Below are 17,113 nucleotides of genomic sequence, written 5' to 3'. Positions count from 1 at the left end.
ACATAAAATTAACTAAATAAAAATCTAGAAGCCCTTCATTAGTAAAAGGATGACTCAAAATGAGTCATCCTTTCTTTGGTTTATTTCCTTTACGGCTTGCTCTAGAAGGGGACTGGACTAATTAAATAATAAACATAATAATACCGATTCCTAAAACTGCCATGATCGATAAGTGCAAACCATTTGCACGAAGACCTGTTTCTACTCCAGATATTCCGGCAATTCGACTAACCATTAAATTCAAACCAGAAAAAGGACTTAAAGACGATGAAATGGACCAAGTAAGTAATAAAAGCATCGCAAGAGCGAGATTGCTTATTCCTAATTCATGAGCGTTTAATTGCATCGCTAGGGCCGCAACTACGGCGATTTGATGAATGCCAACATATGTCACAACTAACACAATAGCCATTACAGCTAAAGCAAATAGCAAGAATGATTGATGGGCAATTACAGTTAAGTACTCACTAATTGTATTGGCGAAACGCGTTCCTTGAATTGCATGCGCCAGCAAACCTGCGCTCATAAAAAGCGTAATTTCGTTGCTCATCATCGGTACCGATTGATCACGAAATTGGATTAACATCGGATTTATTCGGTTCCACCCAGTAATCATTCCCCATATTAAAGGCAATATAATCGAAATTAAACTAACGATAACAATCATTGACCACTTCGTTAGATACTCTATTGTTAGAGACGAAGTCATAAGAATTACGACAAATAAAGCCAGTTGTACGAGTTGCTTTTGATGCTTCCTATCAAGCGGCTTTTCTGGAATAGAACTTTTGGTGAGTGGATGGCTCCGCTCCCACAAAAAGAATAGTAAATTCCCGATAACTAGGGAAAGAAACGATAAGCTGATTCCGTATAGAATATATGTCCCTACCGACATTCCTAAATAGTAAAGAACTAGTGAGACGGAAGCGAAATAGGGCGACCACAACAATGCCGTCGAAAAACCAATTAAATAACTTTTAGCTGACATGGCCGAGGGTAGCTTAAGATCCGTTAGAAATTCATTGATGATTCTAACAGAACCTAAGTTTAAGATCGGACTTAAGATAAAAAGAATCGTCGTAATCCCGGCAAATAATTGTCTCGGATGGTGTAATAAGTTGCGTAGCAACGAATCAACCGATTGAAAATACCCTCCTAATTTGAGGGGAAGCGAAAGAAGCGGTGCGAGGGTAACAAGACAAAGTAATGGCAAAATTAATAAAATGCCTTGGCTAATTCCTTCTAGTCCTGTACCTTTGTTAATTTCTAATAACATCCCTGTTCCCATCATAATGATCGCAATAATCCTTGGAAATCCGCTCGCGTTTATCGCACTTGCAATAAACGCGAGAATGGCCATGATGACGACGAAATTCCCGATCCATACGACATTGGCAAAATACTGAATGAGAAACAGGAAACACATTAGTAAAACGAGATAGCTACGCACAGGTCTCATCCTTTCCTGTAAACAAACGATAAACCTTTCTCTATATTAACCCTATAAAACAAGAGAAAGGTCCCTAAAACGAGAGAGGTAAGTGTTTATGTGACTGGAGCAGGGTTGAATAAGCTCAGTTCGTTGCTGATTCCCCATTTTTCTGTCCATGTTTGCTTACGACCACTAGCTACATCTATGATGAAATGAAACAACTCCCAACCAACATCTTCAATCGTTGCCTCACCTGTAGCAATGGACCCTGCATTTACATCAATCAAATCACTCCACTGTTCTAGCAGCGCCGTTCTTGAGGATACTTTAATAACCGGAGCTGCAGCTAGTGCATAAGGTGTTCCGCGTCCTGTAGCGAATACTTGCAGATGCATGCCGGCTGCTAATTGCAGCGTACCACAGACGAAGTCACTTGCCGGTGTCGCGGCAAAGAGCAAGCCTTTTTCAGTTGCCTTTTCTCCTGGTCCAACAACGCCTGCGATCGGACTGGTACCTGACTTCACAATCGAGCCAAGTGATTTTTCAACGATATTTGATAGACCGCCTTTTTTATTTCCTGGTGTCGTGTTGGCACTGCGGTCTACTTCACCTTTTTCCAAATAATCATCATACCATTTCATTTCTCGAATGATCGCCCGGCCAACATCTTCGTTCACGGCACGAGGCGTCAACAAATGCACACCATCACGAACCTCTGTTACTTCAGAAAACATAACCGTGGCCCCTGCACGAACGAGCAAATCTGCAGCATAGCCGATGGCAGGATTAGCTGTTACACCTGAAAAAGCATCACTTCCCCCGCATTGCAAGCCAATGACCAGGTCCGAAACAGGACACGTCACTCGCTGTCTTTGATTTAATTTTTCTAAGCGTTCTTCTGCCATTTTCATAATCATTTTTACCATTGGCATAAAACCTGCTTGATCTTGAAGCGACATCAAGTCTTTCTGATCACCTAATTGGGCAGGTGATAATTTTTCACAGCCTAATCCAACAACCATCGCCTCTCCTCCGAAATTCGGATGAGTAGCAATATTTTGAATGGTACGGATTGGAATTTTTGCTTCAGGTGCATTGATGGCCACACCACATCCGTATGTGTGGTTTAGGGCAACGACATCATGAACATTTGGAAATTTCGGTAGAATTTCCTCCTTGATTCTTTTCACCGAATATTCAAGGACTCCTGTTACACACTGGACACTCGTTGTAATACCAAGGATGTTCTTAATTCCTGCTGTTCCGTTCGAATTTCTGTAACCTTCAAATGTATACCCATCTAAAGGTAATAATTCAACTGGTACATGACTAGCTAGTGGTAACTCATCCATCTCTGGTGGAGTTGGCATTCTTACTAATGATTCTTTAATCCAACTTCCTTTATTGATGGGGGTCATCGCATATCCAATAACTTCTCCGTAACGGGTAATTCCTTGCCCCTCTTCAATATCGCACAAAGCCACTTTGTGTCCTTGTGGTACGAACTCATCAAGTTTCAGACCACAAGAAAACAACGTTCCTTCCTTTAAACCACCAGCATTGACAATAATCGCGACATTATCTTGTGCGTTAACTTTGATATATAAAGGTATTTCATTCACTTTTGTGTTCAAAGACATAGGACAGCTCTCCTTTGTTGAGTATTTGATCGTTTTTCCCAACTAAAAGTAGACCGAAATTCGGCCTACTTTTTTCTAGAATGATCAAGGTTTTATACCTCACACTCATCATTCACTTCTAATTAATCTCGCACTAAACATGGACGTTTGTTATCAAACTTCCAACCAGGAATTAAATATTGCATGGCAACAGCGTCATCACGAACGCCTAATCCTTCTTGAAGATAAAGCTTATGAGCGCTCTCAATTTGCTCCATATCAATTTCAACACCTAGACCTGGTTTATCAGGTACATCGACCATTCCATTCTTAATCTTAAATGGATTCTTTGTTAGGTGTTGCCCATCCTGCCATATCCAATGGGTATCAATCGCTGTAATATTCCCAGGAGCAGCCGCAGCCACATGAGTAAACATCGCAAGTGAAATATCAAAATGGTTATTCGAATGAGAGCCCCATGTGAGACCCCAATCATTACACATCTGTGCCACACGAACAGATCCTTGCATTGTCCAAAAGTGTGGATCTGCTAAAGGTATATCAACTGATTGTAAAGAGATCGAGTGTCCCATTTGGCGCCAGTCTGTGGCAATCATATTCGTTGCTGTTTTCAATCCTGTTGCACGACGGAATTCAGCCATGATTTCACGAGCAGAATACCCGTTTTCTGCCCCACAAGGATCTTCTGCATAAGCAAGAACGTTATGTTGGTCTCGACAAAGGCGAATTGCCTCTTCTAATGACCAAGCACCGTTTGGATCAAGTGTGATTCTGGCATTCGGGAATCGTTGTGCTAGCGCAGTAACCGCTTCGATTTCCTCTTCTCCACGTAATACGCCACCTTTCAACTTGAAATCGTTAAAACCATAACGTTCATAAGCCGCTTCAGCTAAACGAACAATCGCCTGAGGAGTCATCGCTTCTTCGTGACGTAATTTAGACCAAGCATCTTCTCCATTAGGATCACTTAAATAAGGGAGATCTGTTTTGTTACGGTCTCCGATGTAGAATAAGTATCCTAACATTTCAACTTTATCTCGCTGCTGGCCTTCGCCAAGCAACGCTGCAACTGGTACGTTCAAGTGTTTCCCGAGAAGATCTAGAAGAGCTGCTTCTAATGCCGTAACGGCATGAATCGCGATACGCAAATCAAAGGTTTGTAGTCCCCGTCCCGCTACATCTCGATCAGCAAATTGCTTTCGAACTGAGTTTAGAATGTTATTGTATTTCCCAATTGATTGGCCAACGACTAATGGCGTGGCGTCTTCAAGCGTTTTTCGAATTCCTTCACCACCTGGCACTTCCCCAACGCCAACGTTACCTGAGCTATCTTTTAATATGACGATATTTCTTGTAAAAAACGGACTATGCGCTCCGCTTAGGTTCAATAACATGCTATCACGACCAGCAACAGGAATGACTTTTAACTCTGTAATCATCGGGGTAGCTGTTGTTCTTTCATTCGTTTTTTGTTCAGTTTGCATGCAGGATTCCCCTCCATCTTTAAAATGTATTTCAGATTATCATTACTTAAAGGTTGTTCAAATAGTGGATAATCCCTTTTGAACAACCTCTTATGCTATCTTATTTGACGAAAACCGTTTTAATAGAAGTAAAGAACTCCTTCGCCGCTTCACCTTGTTCACGAGAGTGTGAGCTAGATTGCTTCATACCGCCAAATGGAGCTTGGAGCTCAACACCAGCACTTTCAGAATTAATACGTACAAGGCCTGCTTCCATGTCTTCAACAAAAGAAAGCATGCTTTGGATATTGCTTGTGAAAATTGAAGCACTTAGACCAAATTCAACGTCATTTGCAATTGTTAGAGCATTTTCTAAACTATTTACTTGAATTAGAGCGATAACCGGACCAAAAATTTCTTCTTGAGCAATTGTCATATCAGAAGTAACATTTTCAAAGATTGTAGGCTCAACGAAAAATCCGTTATCGTACCCTTCACCTGTTAAGCGATTTCCACCTGCTAGAAGAGTTGCTCCTTCTTCTTTTCCTTTTTCAATGTAATGAAGGACTGTATTCAGTTGGCTTTCACTTGCAGATGGTCCCATCCAAATTCCTGATTCTAGACCATCACCTACTGTAATTTCAGCCGTTTTAGCTAATAGTTTCTCTTTAAAAGTTTCATAGACAGCTGCTTCAACAATGACACGGCTTGTAGCTGTACACTTTTGTCCAGTAGAACGGAATGCTCCACTAATTGTTGAGTCAACGGCAAGGTCGATATCTGCATCTGCAGCTACAATAACTGGATTTTTTCCACCCATTTCTAGTTGATACTTTGCTCCACGAGCTAAACAACCTTGACCAATCCCTTTTCCGACTCCATTAGAACCAGTAAACGTAATTCCATTTACATCAGGATTGTCTGTAAGCGCTTGACCGATAACTGAACCTGACCCTGTAACCATGTTTACAACACCTGCAGGGAATCCAGCTTCTTCAAAACACTCGATAACTTTAGCCAATGTTATAGCTGCTTCTTGTGCTGGTTTAATAACAATGCTATTCCCATAAATAAGAGCGGGTGCCATTTTCCAAATAGGAATGGCGACTGGGAAATTCCAAGGTGTAATGACGCCAACAACACCTAAAGGTACACGACTTGTGAACATAAGAGCTTTGCTGTCTGTTGAAGGAATCACATCGCCAACTTTGCGTAACCCCTCACCAGCGTAGTAACGAAGAATTGCAATACCACGTGCCGTTTCACCTTTTGCTTCAGGCAATGTTTTTCCCATTTCACGAGTCATACATTCCGCTATTTCATCCAATCTGCTCTCTAACACATCTGCAGCTTTGTATAAGAACGTTCCACGATCATTGCCGGAAAGCTTCTTCCACGCTTTTTGAGCCACTTTTGCATGCGCAACTGCTTGATCCGTTTCTTCCTTTGTAGACATTTGCACATAGCCTATAACATCTTTAGTATTTGCTGGGTTTAAGCTTGGTTTCGTTTCTCCACTTGTAGAGGCAACCCAAGCACCATTCACATAATTTAAATACGTTTCTTTCTTAGTTTCAACTGTCATTTTTATTTCCTCCTTCTAATTTACTTAAAAAAATATACTGTTTTAAAGTTTACTAGTTTCTGTTTTTGTTACTGGATACTTTTCTAAAGTAGAGCTAATAATTTTTTTCAGTTCCTCATAATGGCCTTCTTCAACTGGTACACAAGGTGGACGCACTGTATTAGCAACAGGGAAGCCTTGAATTTCCATTCCTGCTTTAATTAAAGAAACGGCATAACCTTTTTTCGCTTTTCGAATTCGGTTAATCGGGAGTAAAACATCCACGTAGATTTCATTTACAAGCTCATCGTTGCCTTCTAGTAGAGCATCATAAAACATTCTTGAAATATGAGGCATATAGTTAGACATCGCTGAAGAATATGAACTATATCCAATTTTCGCATATGCTGGCATCGTGATCTCCGCAAACGGCATTCCATTTAACCATTCAAGTCGATCTCCAATTGTGTTTGTAAACTCTAGGTTCAATTCCATATCTCCATGACCATCTTTTAAGCCAACGATTTGTGGAAATTCATTTATTAACCTTTGTAATGTATCTAGATTAACAATAGCATTATCACGGTTATAAAGAATTGCATTTAAATGACTGCTTTGAACAATAGTTTTATAGTAATTATAGAGACCCTCTTGCTCACCATCAATAAGGTATGGAGGAAGAATCAAGTATCCATCTGCACCTAAATCTTCTGATAGTTTTACTAATTCAACCGCATCAGTAATGTTACCACCTACACCAGTGTAAATTGGAACTCGACATGCTGTTGTTTCCACTGCCACCTCTACCATTTTCTGATACTCTGCTCTGCTAATTGCATGAAACTCTCCAGATCCACAAGCGATGAAAATAGAAGATAATCCTTCATTAATTAAGAAGTCAATATTTATTGCTAATGCTTTCTCGTCAATGTTTCCGTTTTCATTTAACGGAGCTGTCGGAAATCCTAAAATCCCCGTTGGTATTTTTTTGTTGTTTATCATATTATTCCCTCCACTAAATATTCTATTAGTTTGAATGAATTAATTGTAATATCTTTTATTGTTTTAATTGTAAGACAAATGAATTCTTTAGTCAACACATTAAAGAAAATTATAATGATGTTTTCCTTTTTTATTAAAAACTATTGATGCTCATAACATATTGTTCAAGTTATGAGCATCTAAGCTATTAAAACTTATTCTTCATTAAGCTCAATATAAAATTCTTCCGTTTCTTTAATATAATTAAATGTTTCTTCTGGGTTCATAAACGTAGGTGAAACAAGGAACTTCTCTGCCTCTGCTACATATTGCTCATTGTTTACTACATTTTCAACGGCCTTTGAAAATTTCTCTACAAACTCATCAGGTGTTTCTGGGCCAAATCCATAAAAGAAGAATTTTTCGAAACTAGTGTTAACATCTTGCTCTATGAATGTAGGTACATCTGGCATTAAGTCAACTCTTTCTTTAGCCATAATACCAAGTGATCTCATATCACCAGACTCAACATAATCCTTAACCAATCCTAAAGAAGTAGGAACAATATCAATATGTCCACCAAGAAGAGCGGCAATTTTATCAGATGCTCCACCAACGTCAACAATATTGAGTTCAATTCCTTGATCCTTTTCTAAAGCTAATAATTGCAAGTGCGTGAATCCACCAACTTCAGTCGCAATTGAAACCTCACCTGGATTAGCACGAGCAAATTCAACCATATCTTGAAGATTTTCAAATTCGGAATCACCAGCTACCATAAATGTATTTCCCTGATCTAATACTGGAATACCAGCTAGTTTAAAAGAATCATAGCTAAAATCAACTAGGCCAAGAATTCTATTTAATAATAATGAATTGTGGAAAAATAAAACGGTATGTCCATCAGCATCAGCATCCAATACTTCTCTAGCACCAACTGTACCACCAGCACCAGTGACATTAGAAATGACAATTGTCTGACCTAATTCTTCCTCTAAATATTTACCTAGTAATCTTGCATTTGCGTCAGTATCCCCTCCAGCCCCTGCTGGAACAACTACTGTAATTGGTTTCGTTGGATAATCACTTGCTGCTTCAGATCCTTTTTCAGTATCTGTCGTTTCCTCTGAACTTCCTTCATCATTACTTGGCTTACTAGAACCTTCTTCACTCGAACAGCCAACAGCAAAAGCTGCTAAACAAAACATTGCCACGATCAAAAATAACGTCTTAAAAGATTTTTTCATAATTGTACCCTCCCAGAATATTTTTTATATTTTCATAGGAACTTATGTCCTATCAAAATCATTTGAATACGCTTACTTTAAACCCCTAAAGTATTTGAATCTACTTTTTTCTTTTTCTTATAGTTGTCTCTTACTTTTAGAATAATAGATAAAAGAGCAAGTGCTAAGAAAAGCGCCGCAATTGGTTGAGTTAAAAATGGTAAGAAGTCACCTTTTGTGTACATGAGACCTCGACGCAAGTTTGTTTCTAGAAGCGGTCCTAGAATAAAACCTAGAATGACAGGTGCTACTGGAAATTTAAATTTCAACATTAGATAACCTAAAACCCCGAAAAACAATAGAGCTCCAGCATCAAACAAACGATTATTAACACCGATTGCCCCTACTACACATAGCACCATGATGATAGGTAACAAGATATATTGTGGAATACTTAAAACTCTCGTGAATACTCTCATTCCCCAGTAAAGGAAGGCAATCATGGCAAAGTTAGCAATAATCAATGCTGCAAATATTCCGTAAACAATGTCACCATTATTTTGGAATAGTAGCGGACCAGGTGTTAAGCCATGAATCACTAATCCTCCTAGGAGTAGAGCAGTAACCGTGTCCCCAGGTATCCCTAGAGAAACTAAAGGTACGAGCGCTCCCCCTACGGCAGCGTTATTTGCCGATTCCGATGCAACAACTCCATCTGGATGACCCTTCCCAAATTTTTCAGGAGTCTTTGACTGGTTCTTAGCGGTAACATAAGCAATAATATTGGCTGTTCCTCCACCTATACCCGGTAGAATTCCAATTCCAATTCCAATTATCGCTGATCGTAAACCATTCCATCCTTGTTTGAAGAAGTCCCGTAGCGAAAAACCAAATCCTTTCATCGCATATTGAATTGATTTTCCCTTTTTAACTTTAGTCTCTGAAATTTTAATGATTTCAGAGACCGCAAACAATCCAATAAGAACTGGCAATAAGTTAAAACCAGCATCAAGAGCAGTATTGCCAAAGGTAAATCGCGGGAATGCGTCAATCGGAGCAGCTCCTACCATTGCTAGGGCAATCCCCATTAATCCAGCAAGTAATCCTTTAATTAACGAGTTTCCGGCCAAACTGGAAATCATCGTTAAAGCAAAAACCGTGATGGCAAAATACTCAAATGGTCCAAACTTAAGTGCAATCTTCGCTAAAGGAGGAGCAAGTAGCATTAGAACAAAGATACTTAATAATCCTCCCAAGAATGAGAACACAATTGCGTATCCAAACGCCGCCCCCGCTTTACCATTTTTCGCCATTGGATAACCATCAAATGTAGTTGCAATGGAAGAAGGCGTTCCTGGAAGCTTTAACAAGATTGCAGGAATTAATCCACCAGATACCCCTCCAATATATAGTCCCATCAATAAGGACATCGCAGCCATCGGATCCATTCCAAACGTAATCGGCAGGGTGATCGCGATCGCCATTGTTGCTGTTAGCCCAGGAATTGATCCAAATATCAGTCCCATTGCTACACCTGCCATTATTAGTAGGATCGTCTTAAAATTTAATACTGCAGCAAATCCATCTAGAAACAATTCAAACATATGAACACCTCCTTATCCCAAAATTCCAGCTGGTAGCATTAGATGAAATATTGATTTAAAGCAAAAGTAGATAACTACAGAAGATACAACTGATACAATTATAAATAAAGGTGCTTTTCTCTCTTTTGGATCAGCTAGTAAATACATCTGTAAGAATAGATAAATCGATGACATTATCAGAAAGCCAACTGGTTTTAATAGAGCAATATAACCAATCATTAGAGCCAAGGTTATGACGACTGATAGCGGACTAATTTTTCTTTTTATACCCTCATGCTCGTCCTCATCTTCATCCTCTAAAATATCAGTTCTTTGTTTCGCAAACTTCATTTCTTTTATAGAGTTAATTAGTAAGATTATACTAAGGATAAATATTGCAATCGCAATCATCCTCGGCATAAACCCTGCACCAATTTTAGAGACAGTTAACATTTTAATGCTGAAACTAGAGACATACATAATTACTGAAAACGCCAGCAAGAAAACGCTTGCATATACATCTTTACTTAATCTAAACATTGTCCTCCCACCTTATATTGGAATCTACCCTTCAAACTCAACTAAAGCAGCAAGTAGTGCCTTAATGTATCCAATCGAGTATGCAAAACCTACGCTTCCATAACTCCATCCAATATTTGAATTTGCCCAGTTTTTATCTAGATCAGGGTTGTCGCCTTCCATCATCGGTACATGATCAGGATTTAAACAACCATTGTATCCTACTTTTCTAAGTTCTAATAAGATCTTGTACATATTCATGTCTCCGTCATCTAACAACGCTTCTTCAAAGGCTCCTGCTGTTGGTAATGTACCTCGAACGTTACGGAAATGCACAAGGAAAATTCGATCTTTTCTTCCATAATGGTTGATTTCATTTAACACAAGCGGGCTTCCACCTTCTTCTGCTCTCGTTCCCACACAGTAAATGTAGCCAACATTTTTACTTGGGAACTCATCCATGATCCGGCGGTAGCCAAGGCCTCCAAATGGAGTATCATGATTCGGTGAGTCTGAAGGATGCATTCCAATGTTCACATTGTAATCTTCGCATACCGGAACTATTTGCGCATAAGCATCTCTGAAACGTCCCCACCATTGTTCATGCTGCTCTAATGTTGGAGTTTCGTATGGTTCCTTTTGAAAACCAAGGCTTTCCCCGCGTGCAATCGCTCCTCCTCTTTGACGAGCTTGAAAACTCCTTGTCATGTAGTTGAATGTATCTCCTGCAAAACGTTGCCTTACAATTTTAATACCAGCTTCGCCGAATACTTTTACCGCATTCACTGAGTGTTCTAGCTCTTTTTCACTTCCTTCTTCATTATTCATATAACTTGGTGAGAGATCAGGCAAGGTGACTCTGTTGACATCAAGTCCAAATGACCGAACACGCTTTTTCATTTTTAGTACTGCATCCAAATCTGGAAATCCCTGTTCCTTCACACCTGGAAATGAAGAACCTGTTCCAAAGTCAACGCAATCTACGCCTAGTTGACACATTTGCCTTAAATCGCCATCCGTTAAATCAAACTTGGTGGTTGTTACTGATACTTTCATCATCTTCTTTTCCCTCCATTTGTCTAAAACTTCATTCAAGTAGATCAGTTCAAGTATGCGCTTTCAAACCTCTTATGAAAATTAAGGTCTTTCTCGAACGACCCATGCTATCCGCAATTGACTAATTATTTGATAATCTAATTGTAAGACAAATGAATTGTATAGTCAATACCGAATTTTAAAAAAATGTTTCCTATTCAAATGAAAAAATTTTTATACTGAATAATGGATAAACGCTTATCCATTATTCAATATTTTCATTTATTTATTTTTAAACTTTTCAATGCTTTCTTTCTTACAAAATCGAGATGACGATACATCGCAATGTATGCTTCAACTGGATCTCTTTTTAAAAGGGCATGATAAATCTCGACGTGATAGCTTAACGTATCATCTAAGTTTCGATCTTCGAGTGGAATTTGTTCTAAAATTTTGGAATGAAACTTCTGCAACGCATCAATAATTCCTTCAAACAGTGGATTTCTAGCACTTTGTGCAATGATCTTATGAAAACGCATATCTACTTCTGAAGAATCATTAGTCGGTAAATTTCTCATCTCTTCAATATTTTTTCTAATTAGCTCAAGCTCATTGTCTGTAATTTTTTCAGCCGCTAATGTGACCACTCCTAATTCTAAGGCAACTCTTGTTTCGATAATAGAAACGACATCTCCAGCTGAAAGCGCTAACATCATTGAAAACGGTTTGCTTCCAATTCTCTCAGAAAAAAACGTCCCATGACGAGTTTTTCGATTCACAATTCCCAGTACTTCTAGTGACGTTAATGCCTCACGTATAACGGGTCTACTCACATCACAAATTTCCATTAATTCGTGTTCGGATGGTATCCGGTCTCCTGGTTTCAACTGTCCGGTCATTAATAAATTTATAATTTCATCAATAACTTGTTTAGAAAGCGATTTTCGGCTAAGTGATTTAATATCTACTTCTTTGTTGTCTGCCATGTTAAAACCTCCTCTTGGTAGACTTATGTCTTTATTATAATTGTAAGACAATTGATAAAAAAAATAAAGCTTTTTATTATTTAATTCAAAAATTACAGAAGAATTTTTAACTAATTCTTTTTCCATCATTTCCTCAAACTACCAACCCATTAGTTAAAGATTATTGCAAAAAAAGGCGAACCCCAGCGGGATTCGCCTTTTCTATTTTATTACCCGATTGACCCTTCCATCTCAAACTTGATCAGACGGTTCATTTCAACAGCGTATTCCATCGGTAGTTCTTTTGTGAATGGCTCAATGAAGCCCATTACGATCATTTCTGTTGCTTCTTGCTCAGAAATACCACGGCTCATTAGGTAGAAGAGTTGATCTTCTGACACCTTTGAAACCGTTGCTTCATGCTCAAGTGTAATGTTATTGTTTAGAATTTCGTTATATGGAATTGTGTCAGAAGTTGACTTGTTATCCATGATTAACGTATCACACTCAATCTTCGACTTCGAGCCAGCTGACTTACGACCAAAGTGACAGACACCACGGTATGTTACTTTACCACCATGTTTAGAAATCGACTTCGATACAATGGTCGATGAACAATTTGGTGCAAGATGATGAACTTTTGCTCCAGCATCTTGGTGCTGTCCTTTACCAGCGATTGCGATTGAAAGGATTGTTCCTTTCGCTCCCTCACCGCGCATGATAACAGCTGGGTACTTCATCGTTAATTTTGAACCGATGTTCCCATCAACCCATTCCATTGTTGCACCAGCATCAGCTACTGCACGTTTTGTAACAAGGTTGAAGATGTTTGGAGCCCAGTTTTGAATCGTTGTGTAACGACAGTATGCGTTTTTCTTAACAATGATCTCAACAACCGCACTATGAAGTGAGTTCGTTGAATAAACAGGCGCTGTACAACCTTCAACATAGTGTACAGAACTGTCTTCATCAGCAATGATTAGAGTACGTTCAAATTGACCCATGTTTTCAGAGTTAATACGGAAGTACGCTTGTAATGGTGTTTCAGATTTAATACCTTTTGGTACATAGATGAATGATCCACCAGACCATACAGCTGAGTTTAATGCCGCGAACTTATTATCAGACGGAGGAATAATTGTTCCAAAATGCTCTTTGAAAATTTCCTCATGCTCTCTTAACGCTGTATCTGTATCTGTAAACAGAATTCCTTGATCCGTTAATTCTTGCTTCATGCTATGGTAAACAACCTCAGATTCATACTGAGCAGAAACCCCAGCAAGATACTTTTGCTCTGCCTCTGGAATACCTAGCTTATCAAACGTATTTTTAATTTCCTCTGGCACTTCATCCCATGACTTTTCTGATTTCTCTGATGGCTTAACGTAGTAAGTGATGTCATCAAAGTGAAGTTCAGATAAATCTCCACCCCATTGTGGCATAGGCATTTTGTAGAACATTTCTAACGATTTTAAACGGAAGTCTAACATCCATTGTGGTTCACTTTTCATACGTGAGATTTCTTCAACGATTTCTTTCGTTAATCCACGCTTCGAACGGAAAATCGAGACATCTTTGTCTGAGAAACCGTATTGATATTCTCCGATTTCAGGCATTTTTTTAGCCATTTGAAACCCTCCTCATATAGTCTAACTATCGAGTTTACTTCAAAAAGATAAAAGCTACTTTTTTGAATCAACTCTCTTACTGGTGGTCGTTGATTCCTTTTTCCATGGCTTTCCATGCAAGAGTCGCACATTTAATGCGAGCAGGAAACTTCGCTACACCTTGTAAAGCTTCAATATCACCTAAATCAAAACGTTCTTCGTCGTAATCTTTTCCGAGCATAATACTCGAAAAAACATTAGACATTTCTACAGCCTCATCCAATTTCAAACCTTTAATAGCTTGAGTCATCATCGAAGCGGAGGCTAGGCTAATCGAACATCCTTCCCCAACAAATTTAGCATCGGTTACAATATCATCTTCAACTTTGAGTTGAATTTGAATGCGGTCGCCACAAGTTGGGTTATTCATATTAACGGTTACGGTATCGCCTTCAAACTCCCCGCGGTTACGAGGGTTTTTATAGTGATCCATAATTACCTGTCTATAAAGGGTATCAAGTTTAGAAGACATCTCCAAAGTACTCCTTTGTTTTTACTAGTCCTGTATAAAGAGCATCGACGTCTTCTTTCGTATTATACAAATAGAAGCTTGCACGAGCCGTCGCTGTAACCTTTAACCACTTCATAAGAGGTTGGGCACAGTGATGACCAGCACGAACGGCAATTCCCTCTGCATCTAGTACTGTTGCGACATCATGTGGATGAACATCATCCAAGTTAAATGTTACAACACCAGCGCGATGTTTTGGACCAAATATTGACATTCCATCAATCTCACTTAAGCGTTCGATTGCATAAGATGCTAATTCATGTTCGTGTTTAGCAATTTCATCTAAACCAATCTCTTCTAAGAAATCTATGGCTGCTCCTAGTCCAATAGCACCTGCAATGATCGGAGTCCCACCTTCGAATTTCCAAGGTAACTCTTTCCAAGTTGAATCTTGTAGTCCAACAAAATCAATCATTTCACCACCAAATTCAATTGGCTCCATCTTTTCAAGCAGGGCCTTCTTTCCGTATAAAGCACCCATTCCAGTTGGTCCAACCATTTTGTGAGCTGAAAAAGCAAAGAAGTCACAATCAAGGTCTTTCACATCAATTTTCATATGTGGTGTACTTTGCGCACCGTCGACGACCATAATTGCTCCATTGCGATGAGCAATTTCTGCGATCTCTTTCACAGGGTTAATCGTTCCAAGCACGTTTGACACATGCATAACGGAAACAATTTTCGTTTTATCCGTTATTGTTTTTTCCGCATCAGCTAGATCAATCGTACCATCTGACTGTAGCGGGAAATATTTTAATGTCGCTCCTGTTTGCTTGGCAATTTGCTGCCATGGAATGATATTACTATGATGCTCCATTATCGAGATCACAATCTCATCCCCAGCAGTCAAGTTGTCTCGACCATAACTAGCAGCGATTAAATTAAGGGCAGTCGTTGTTCCACGTGTAAACACAATCTCTTCCATCGAACTTGCATTAATGAAGCGGCGAACTTTTTCACGAGCTCCTTCATATCCATCGGTTGCAAGTGTCCCAAGAGTGTGAACACCACGGTGAACATTTGAATTGTAACGACGATAGTAATCATCAATTGCTTCAATGACTTTAAGTGGCTTTTGTGAAGTAGCGGCGCTGTCTAGGTAGACAAGCGGATTTTCGTTTACTTCTTGATTAAGAATTGGAAAAAGCTGCTTAATCTCTTTTGCATTCATTAGCGTACTTTCCTTTCAATCGCCTCACGCATACGCTCCTTAACAGATTCAATCGGAAGCTGTTCAACAACAGGTGCTAAGAACCCATGAATAACAAGGCGTTCTGCTTCTGTACGTGAAATTCCACGACTCATCAAGTAGAACATTTGCAGTGGATCTACTTGACCAACAGATGCTGCGTGACCTGCTGTAACATCATCCTCATCAATCAATAGAATGGGATTCGCATCACCACGAGCTCTTTCACTAAGCATCAATATGCGCTCTGTTTGAACGCCGTTCGACTTTGTTGCGCCATGCTCAATTTTAGTAATCCCGTTAAAAATGGCCGTAGCTGCTTCACGCATAACACCATGCTTGAGGATATGACCTTCCGAATGCTTGCCATGATGGAAAATTTGTGTAGTGAAGTTTTGCTTTTGTTCACCACGACCAATTGTAACAGTTTTCGTATCCGCCCAAGAACCATCGCCAACAAGATGCGTTGTATTTTCAGATATTGTATTTCCGTCATTCATTTGACCAAGAGCCCAATCAATACGAGCATCTTTATCAACATGGCCACGACGTACTACATAGGTTGTCACATTACTACCAAGGTTATCAACGGCACCAAACGCCACCTTAGCCCCTGCCTTAGCATATACTTCAGCAATGATATTAGCAACGGCTGATCCTTCATTAGATGACGTGTAGTTTTCAACATAAGTAACGGAACTGTTTTCTTCCGCAACAACAATCACATGATTACTAAGAACCGCTTCTGGTGTTTCAAGTGAAAATACTGTTTGTAAAGGCACTTCAACATGAACATTTTTCGGAACATAGATAAACGCTCCACCATTTAGTACAGCTGCATGTAGAGCGACAAGACGATTTTCCTCAGGCTTCACTGCTTCGCCGAAGAAATAAGGTTTTATTAAATCAGCGTGCTGTTGAAGAGCTGTTTGAATATCTGTGAAGATAACACCTTTTTCAGCAAGCTCTTTGTTTGTTTTCGTGTAAACCGCTGTTGTATCTTGTTGAACAAGCAAATTTTGTTCAGCTGTCTCTGCGCCAATTAACGCTTGAATGGCTTCAGGTAAAGCTTTCACTGATGTAGCTTTTGGCTTTTGATTCATGTCAAAGCGACGCTCTACAAAATTCCACTTATCAATTTTAGTTTTCTCTGGCTTTGGAAGTGCTGCTGTTTCAGATAATTCTAAGCCTTTTAAACGAATGTCGCGTACCCAATCAGGTTCACTGCGTCCATTCGAGAATGATTCAATTTGTTCTTTTTCGAACAATTCTTTTGTCTCGACTGACATACATACCCACCCTTTACTTTTAAACTCACTCGCCTAATGCGAGTCGATT

14 protein-coding genes are annotated in these 17,113 nt (G+C 39.3%); all 14 read right to left on the bottom strand.

Going from position 1 to position 17,113, the window contains the following annotated elements; translation table 11 throughout:
• Nucleotides 1-121: 121 nt before the first annotated feature.
• Nucleotides 122-1,450, bottom strand: a complete 1,329-nt coding sequence (locus LDX58_RS13565) for a hypothetical protein (protein ID WP_227937380.1) — start codon at nt 1,448-1,450, stop codon at nt 122-124.
• Between the two features lie 95 nt (nt 1,451-1,545).
• A complete protein-coding gene (garD, locus tag LDX58_RS13560) occupies nt 1,546-3,072 on the bottom strand; it encodes a galactarate dehydratase (RefSeq protein WP_227937379.1) in 1,527 nt (508 codons plus the stop codon).
• A 122-nt stretch (nt 3,073-3,194) separates the two neighbouring features.
• Nucleotides 3,195-4,556, bottom strand: a complete 1,362-nt coding sequence (gene gudD, locus LDX58_RS13555) for a glucarate dehydratase (protein ID WP_227937378.1) — start codon at nt 4,554-4,556, stop codon at nt 3,195-3,197.
• 100 nt (nt 4,557-4,656) lie between these two features.
• Entirely contained in the window at nt 4,657-6,120 is a 1,464-nt protein-coding gene (gucD, locus tag LDX58_RS13550) for an alpha-ketoglutaric semialdehyde dehydrogenase GucD (RefSeq protein WP_227937377.1), read from the bottom strand.
• Between the two features lie 42 nt (nt 6,121-6,162).
• A complete protein-coding gene (gene kdgD, locus LDX58_RS13545) occupies nt 6,163-7,101 on the bottom strand; it encodes a 5-dehydro-4-deoxyglucarate dehydratase (RefSeq protein WP_227937376.1) in 939 nt (312 codons plus the stop codon).
• A gap of 194 nt (nt 7,102-7,295) precedes the next feature.
• A complete protein-coding gene (locus LDX58_RS13540; RefSeq protein WP_227937375.1) occupies nt 7,296-8,327 on the bottom strand; it encodes a tripartite tricarboxylate transporter substrate binding protein in 1,032 nt (343 codons plus the stop codon).
• 77 nt (nt 8,328-8,404) lie between these two features.
• The gene (locus tag LDX58_RS13535) at nt 8,405-9,910 is read right to left on the bottom strand and encodes a tripartite tricarboxylate transporter permease (RefSeq protein WP_227937374.1); all 1,506 of its coding nucleotides are present in this window, start codon (nt 9,908-9,910) and stop codon (nt 8,405-8,407) included.
• A 12-nt stretch (nt 9,911-9,922) separates the two neighbouring features.
• Complete coding sequence (locus tag LDX58_RS13530) at nt 9,923-10,429, bottom strand: tripartite tricarboxylate transporter TctB family protein (protein ID WP_227937373.1); 507 nt, start codon at nt 10,427-10,429, stop codon at nt 9,923-9,925.
• A 24-nt stretch (nt 10,430-10,453) separates the two neighbouring features.
• The gene (locus tag LDX58_RS13525; protein ID WP_227937372.1) at nt 10,454-11,467 is read right to left on the bottom strand and encodes a mannonate dehydratase; all 1,014 of its coding nucleotides are present in this window, start codon (nt 11,465-11,467) and stop codon (nt 10,454-10,456) included.
• Nucleotides 11,468-11,721: 254 nt separating this feature from the next.
• On the bottom strand, nt 11,722-12,429 hold the full coding sequence (locus LDX58_RS13520; RefSeq protein WP_227937371.1) for a FadR/GntR family transcriptional regulator: 708 nt from the start codon (nt 12,427-12,429) through the stop codon (nt 11,722-11,724).
• A 209-nt stretch (nt 12,430-12,638) separates the two neighbouring features.
• Nucleotides 12,639-14,036, bottom strand: coding sequence for a Fe-S cluster assembly protein SufB (sufB, locus tag LDX58_RS13515; protein WP_227937370.1), 1,398 nt, complete (start codon nt 14,034-14,036; stop codon nt 12,639-12,641).
• Nucleotides 14,037-14,112: 76 nt separating this feature from the next.
• Nucleotides 14,113-14,547 (bottom strand): Fe-S cluster assembly sulfur transfer protein SufU, encoded by a 435-nt coding sequence (gene sufU, locus LDX58_RS13510; protein WP_227937369.1) that lies wholly within the window; start codon nt 14,545-14,547, stop codon nt 14,113-14,115.
• A complete protein-coding gene (locus LDX58_RS13505; RefSeq protein ID WP_227937368.1) occupies nt 14,537-15,757 on the bottom strand; it encodes a cysteine desulfurase in 1,221 nt (406 codons plus the stop codon). Before LDX58_RS13505 ends, sufU begins: the two co-directional genes overlap by 11 nt.
• Nucleotides 15,757-17,064, bottom strand: coding sequence for a Fe-S cluster assembly protein SufD (gene sufD / locus LDX58_RS13500; protein ID WP_227937367.1), 1,308 nt, complete (start codon nt 17,062-17,064; stop codon nt 15,757-15,759). The genes LDX58_RS13505 and sufD overlap by 1 nt, the downstream gene beginning before the upstream one ends.
• Nucleotides 17,065-17,113: the final 49 nt, after the last annotated feature.

Origin of the sequence: Alkalihalobacillus deserti, assembly GCF_020734105.1 — a bacterium.
In the GTDB taxonomy this organism is placed as follows: domain Bacteria; phylum Bacillota; class Bacilli; order Bacillales; family Bacillaceae_D; genus Halalkalibacter; species Halalkalibacter deserti.
The sequence above is the reverse complement of the archived record's forward strand: the minus strand, read 5'-3'. Positions and strand labels throughout refer to the sequence as shown.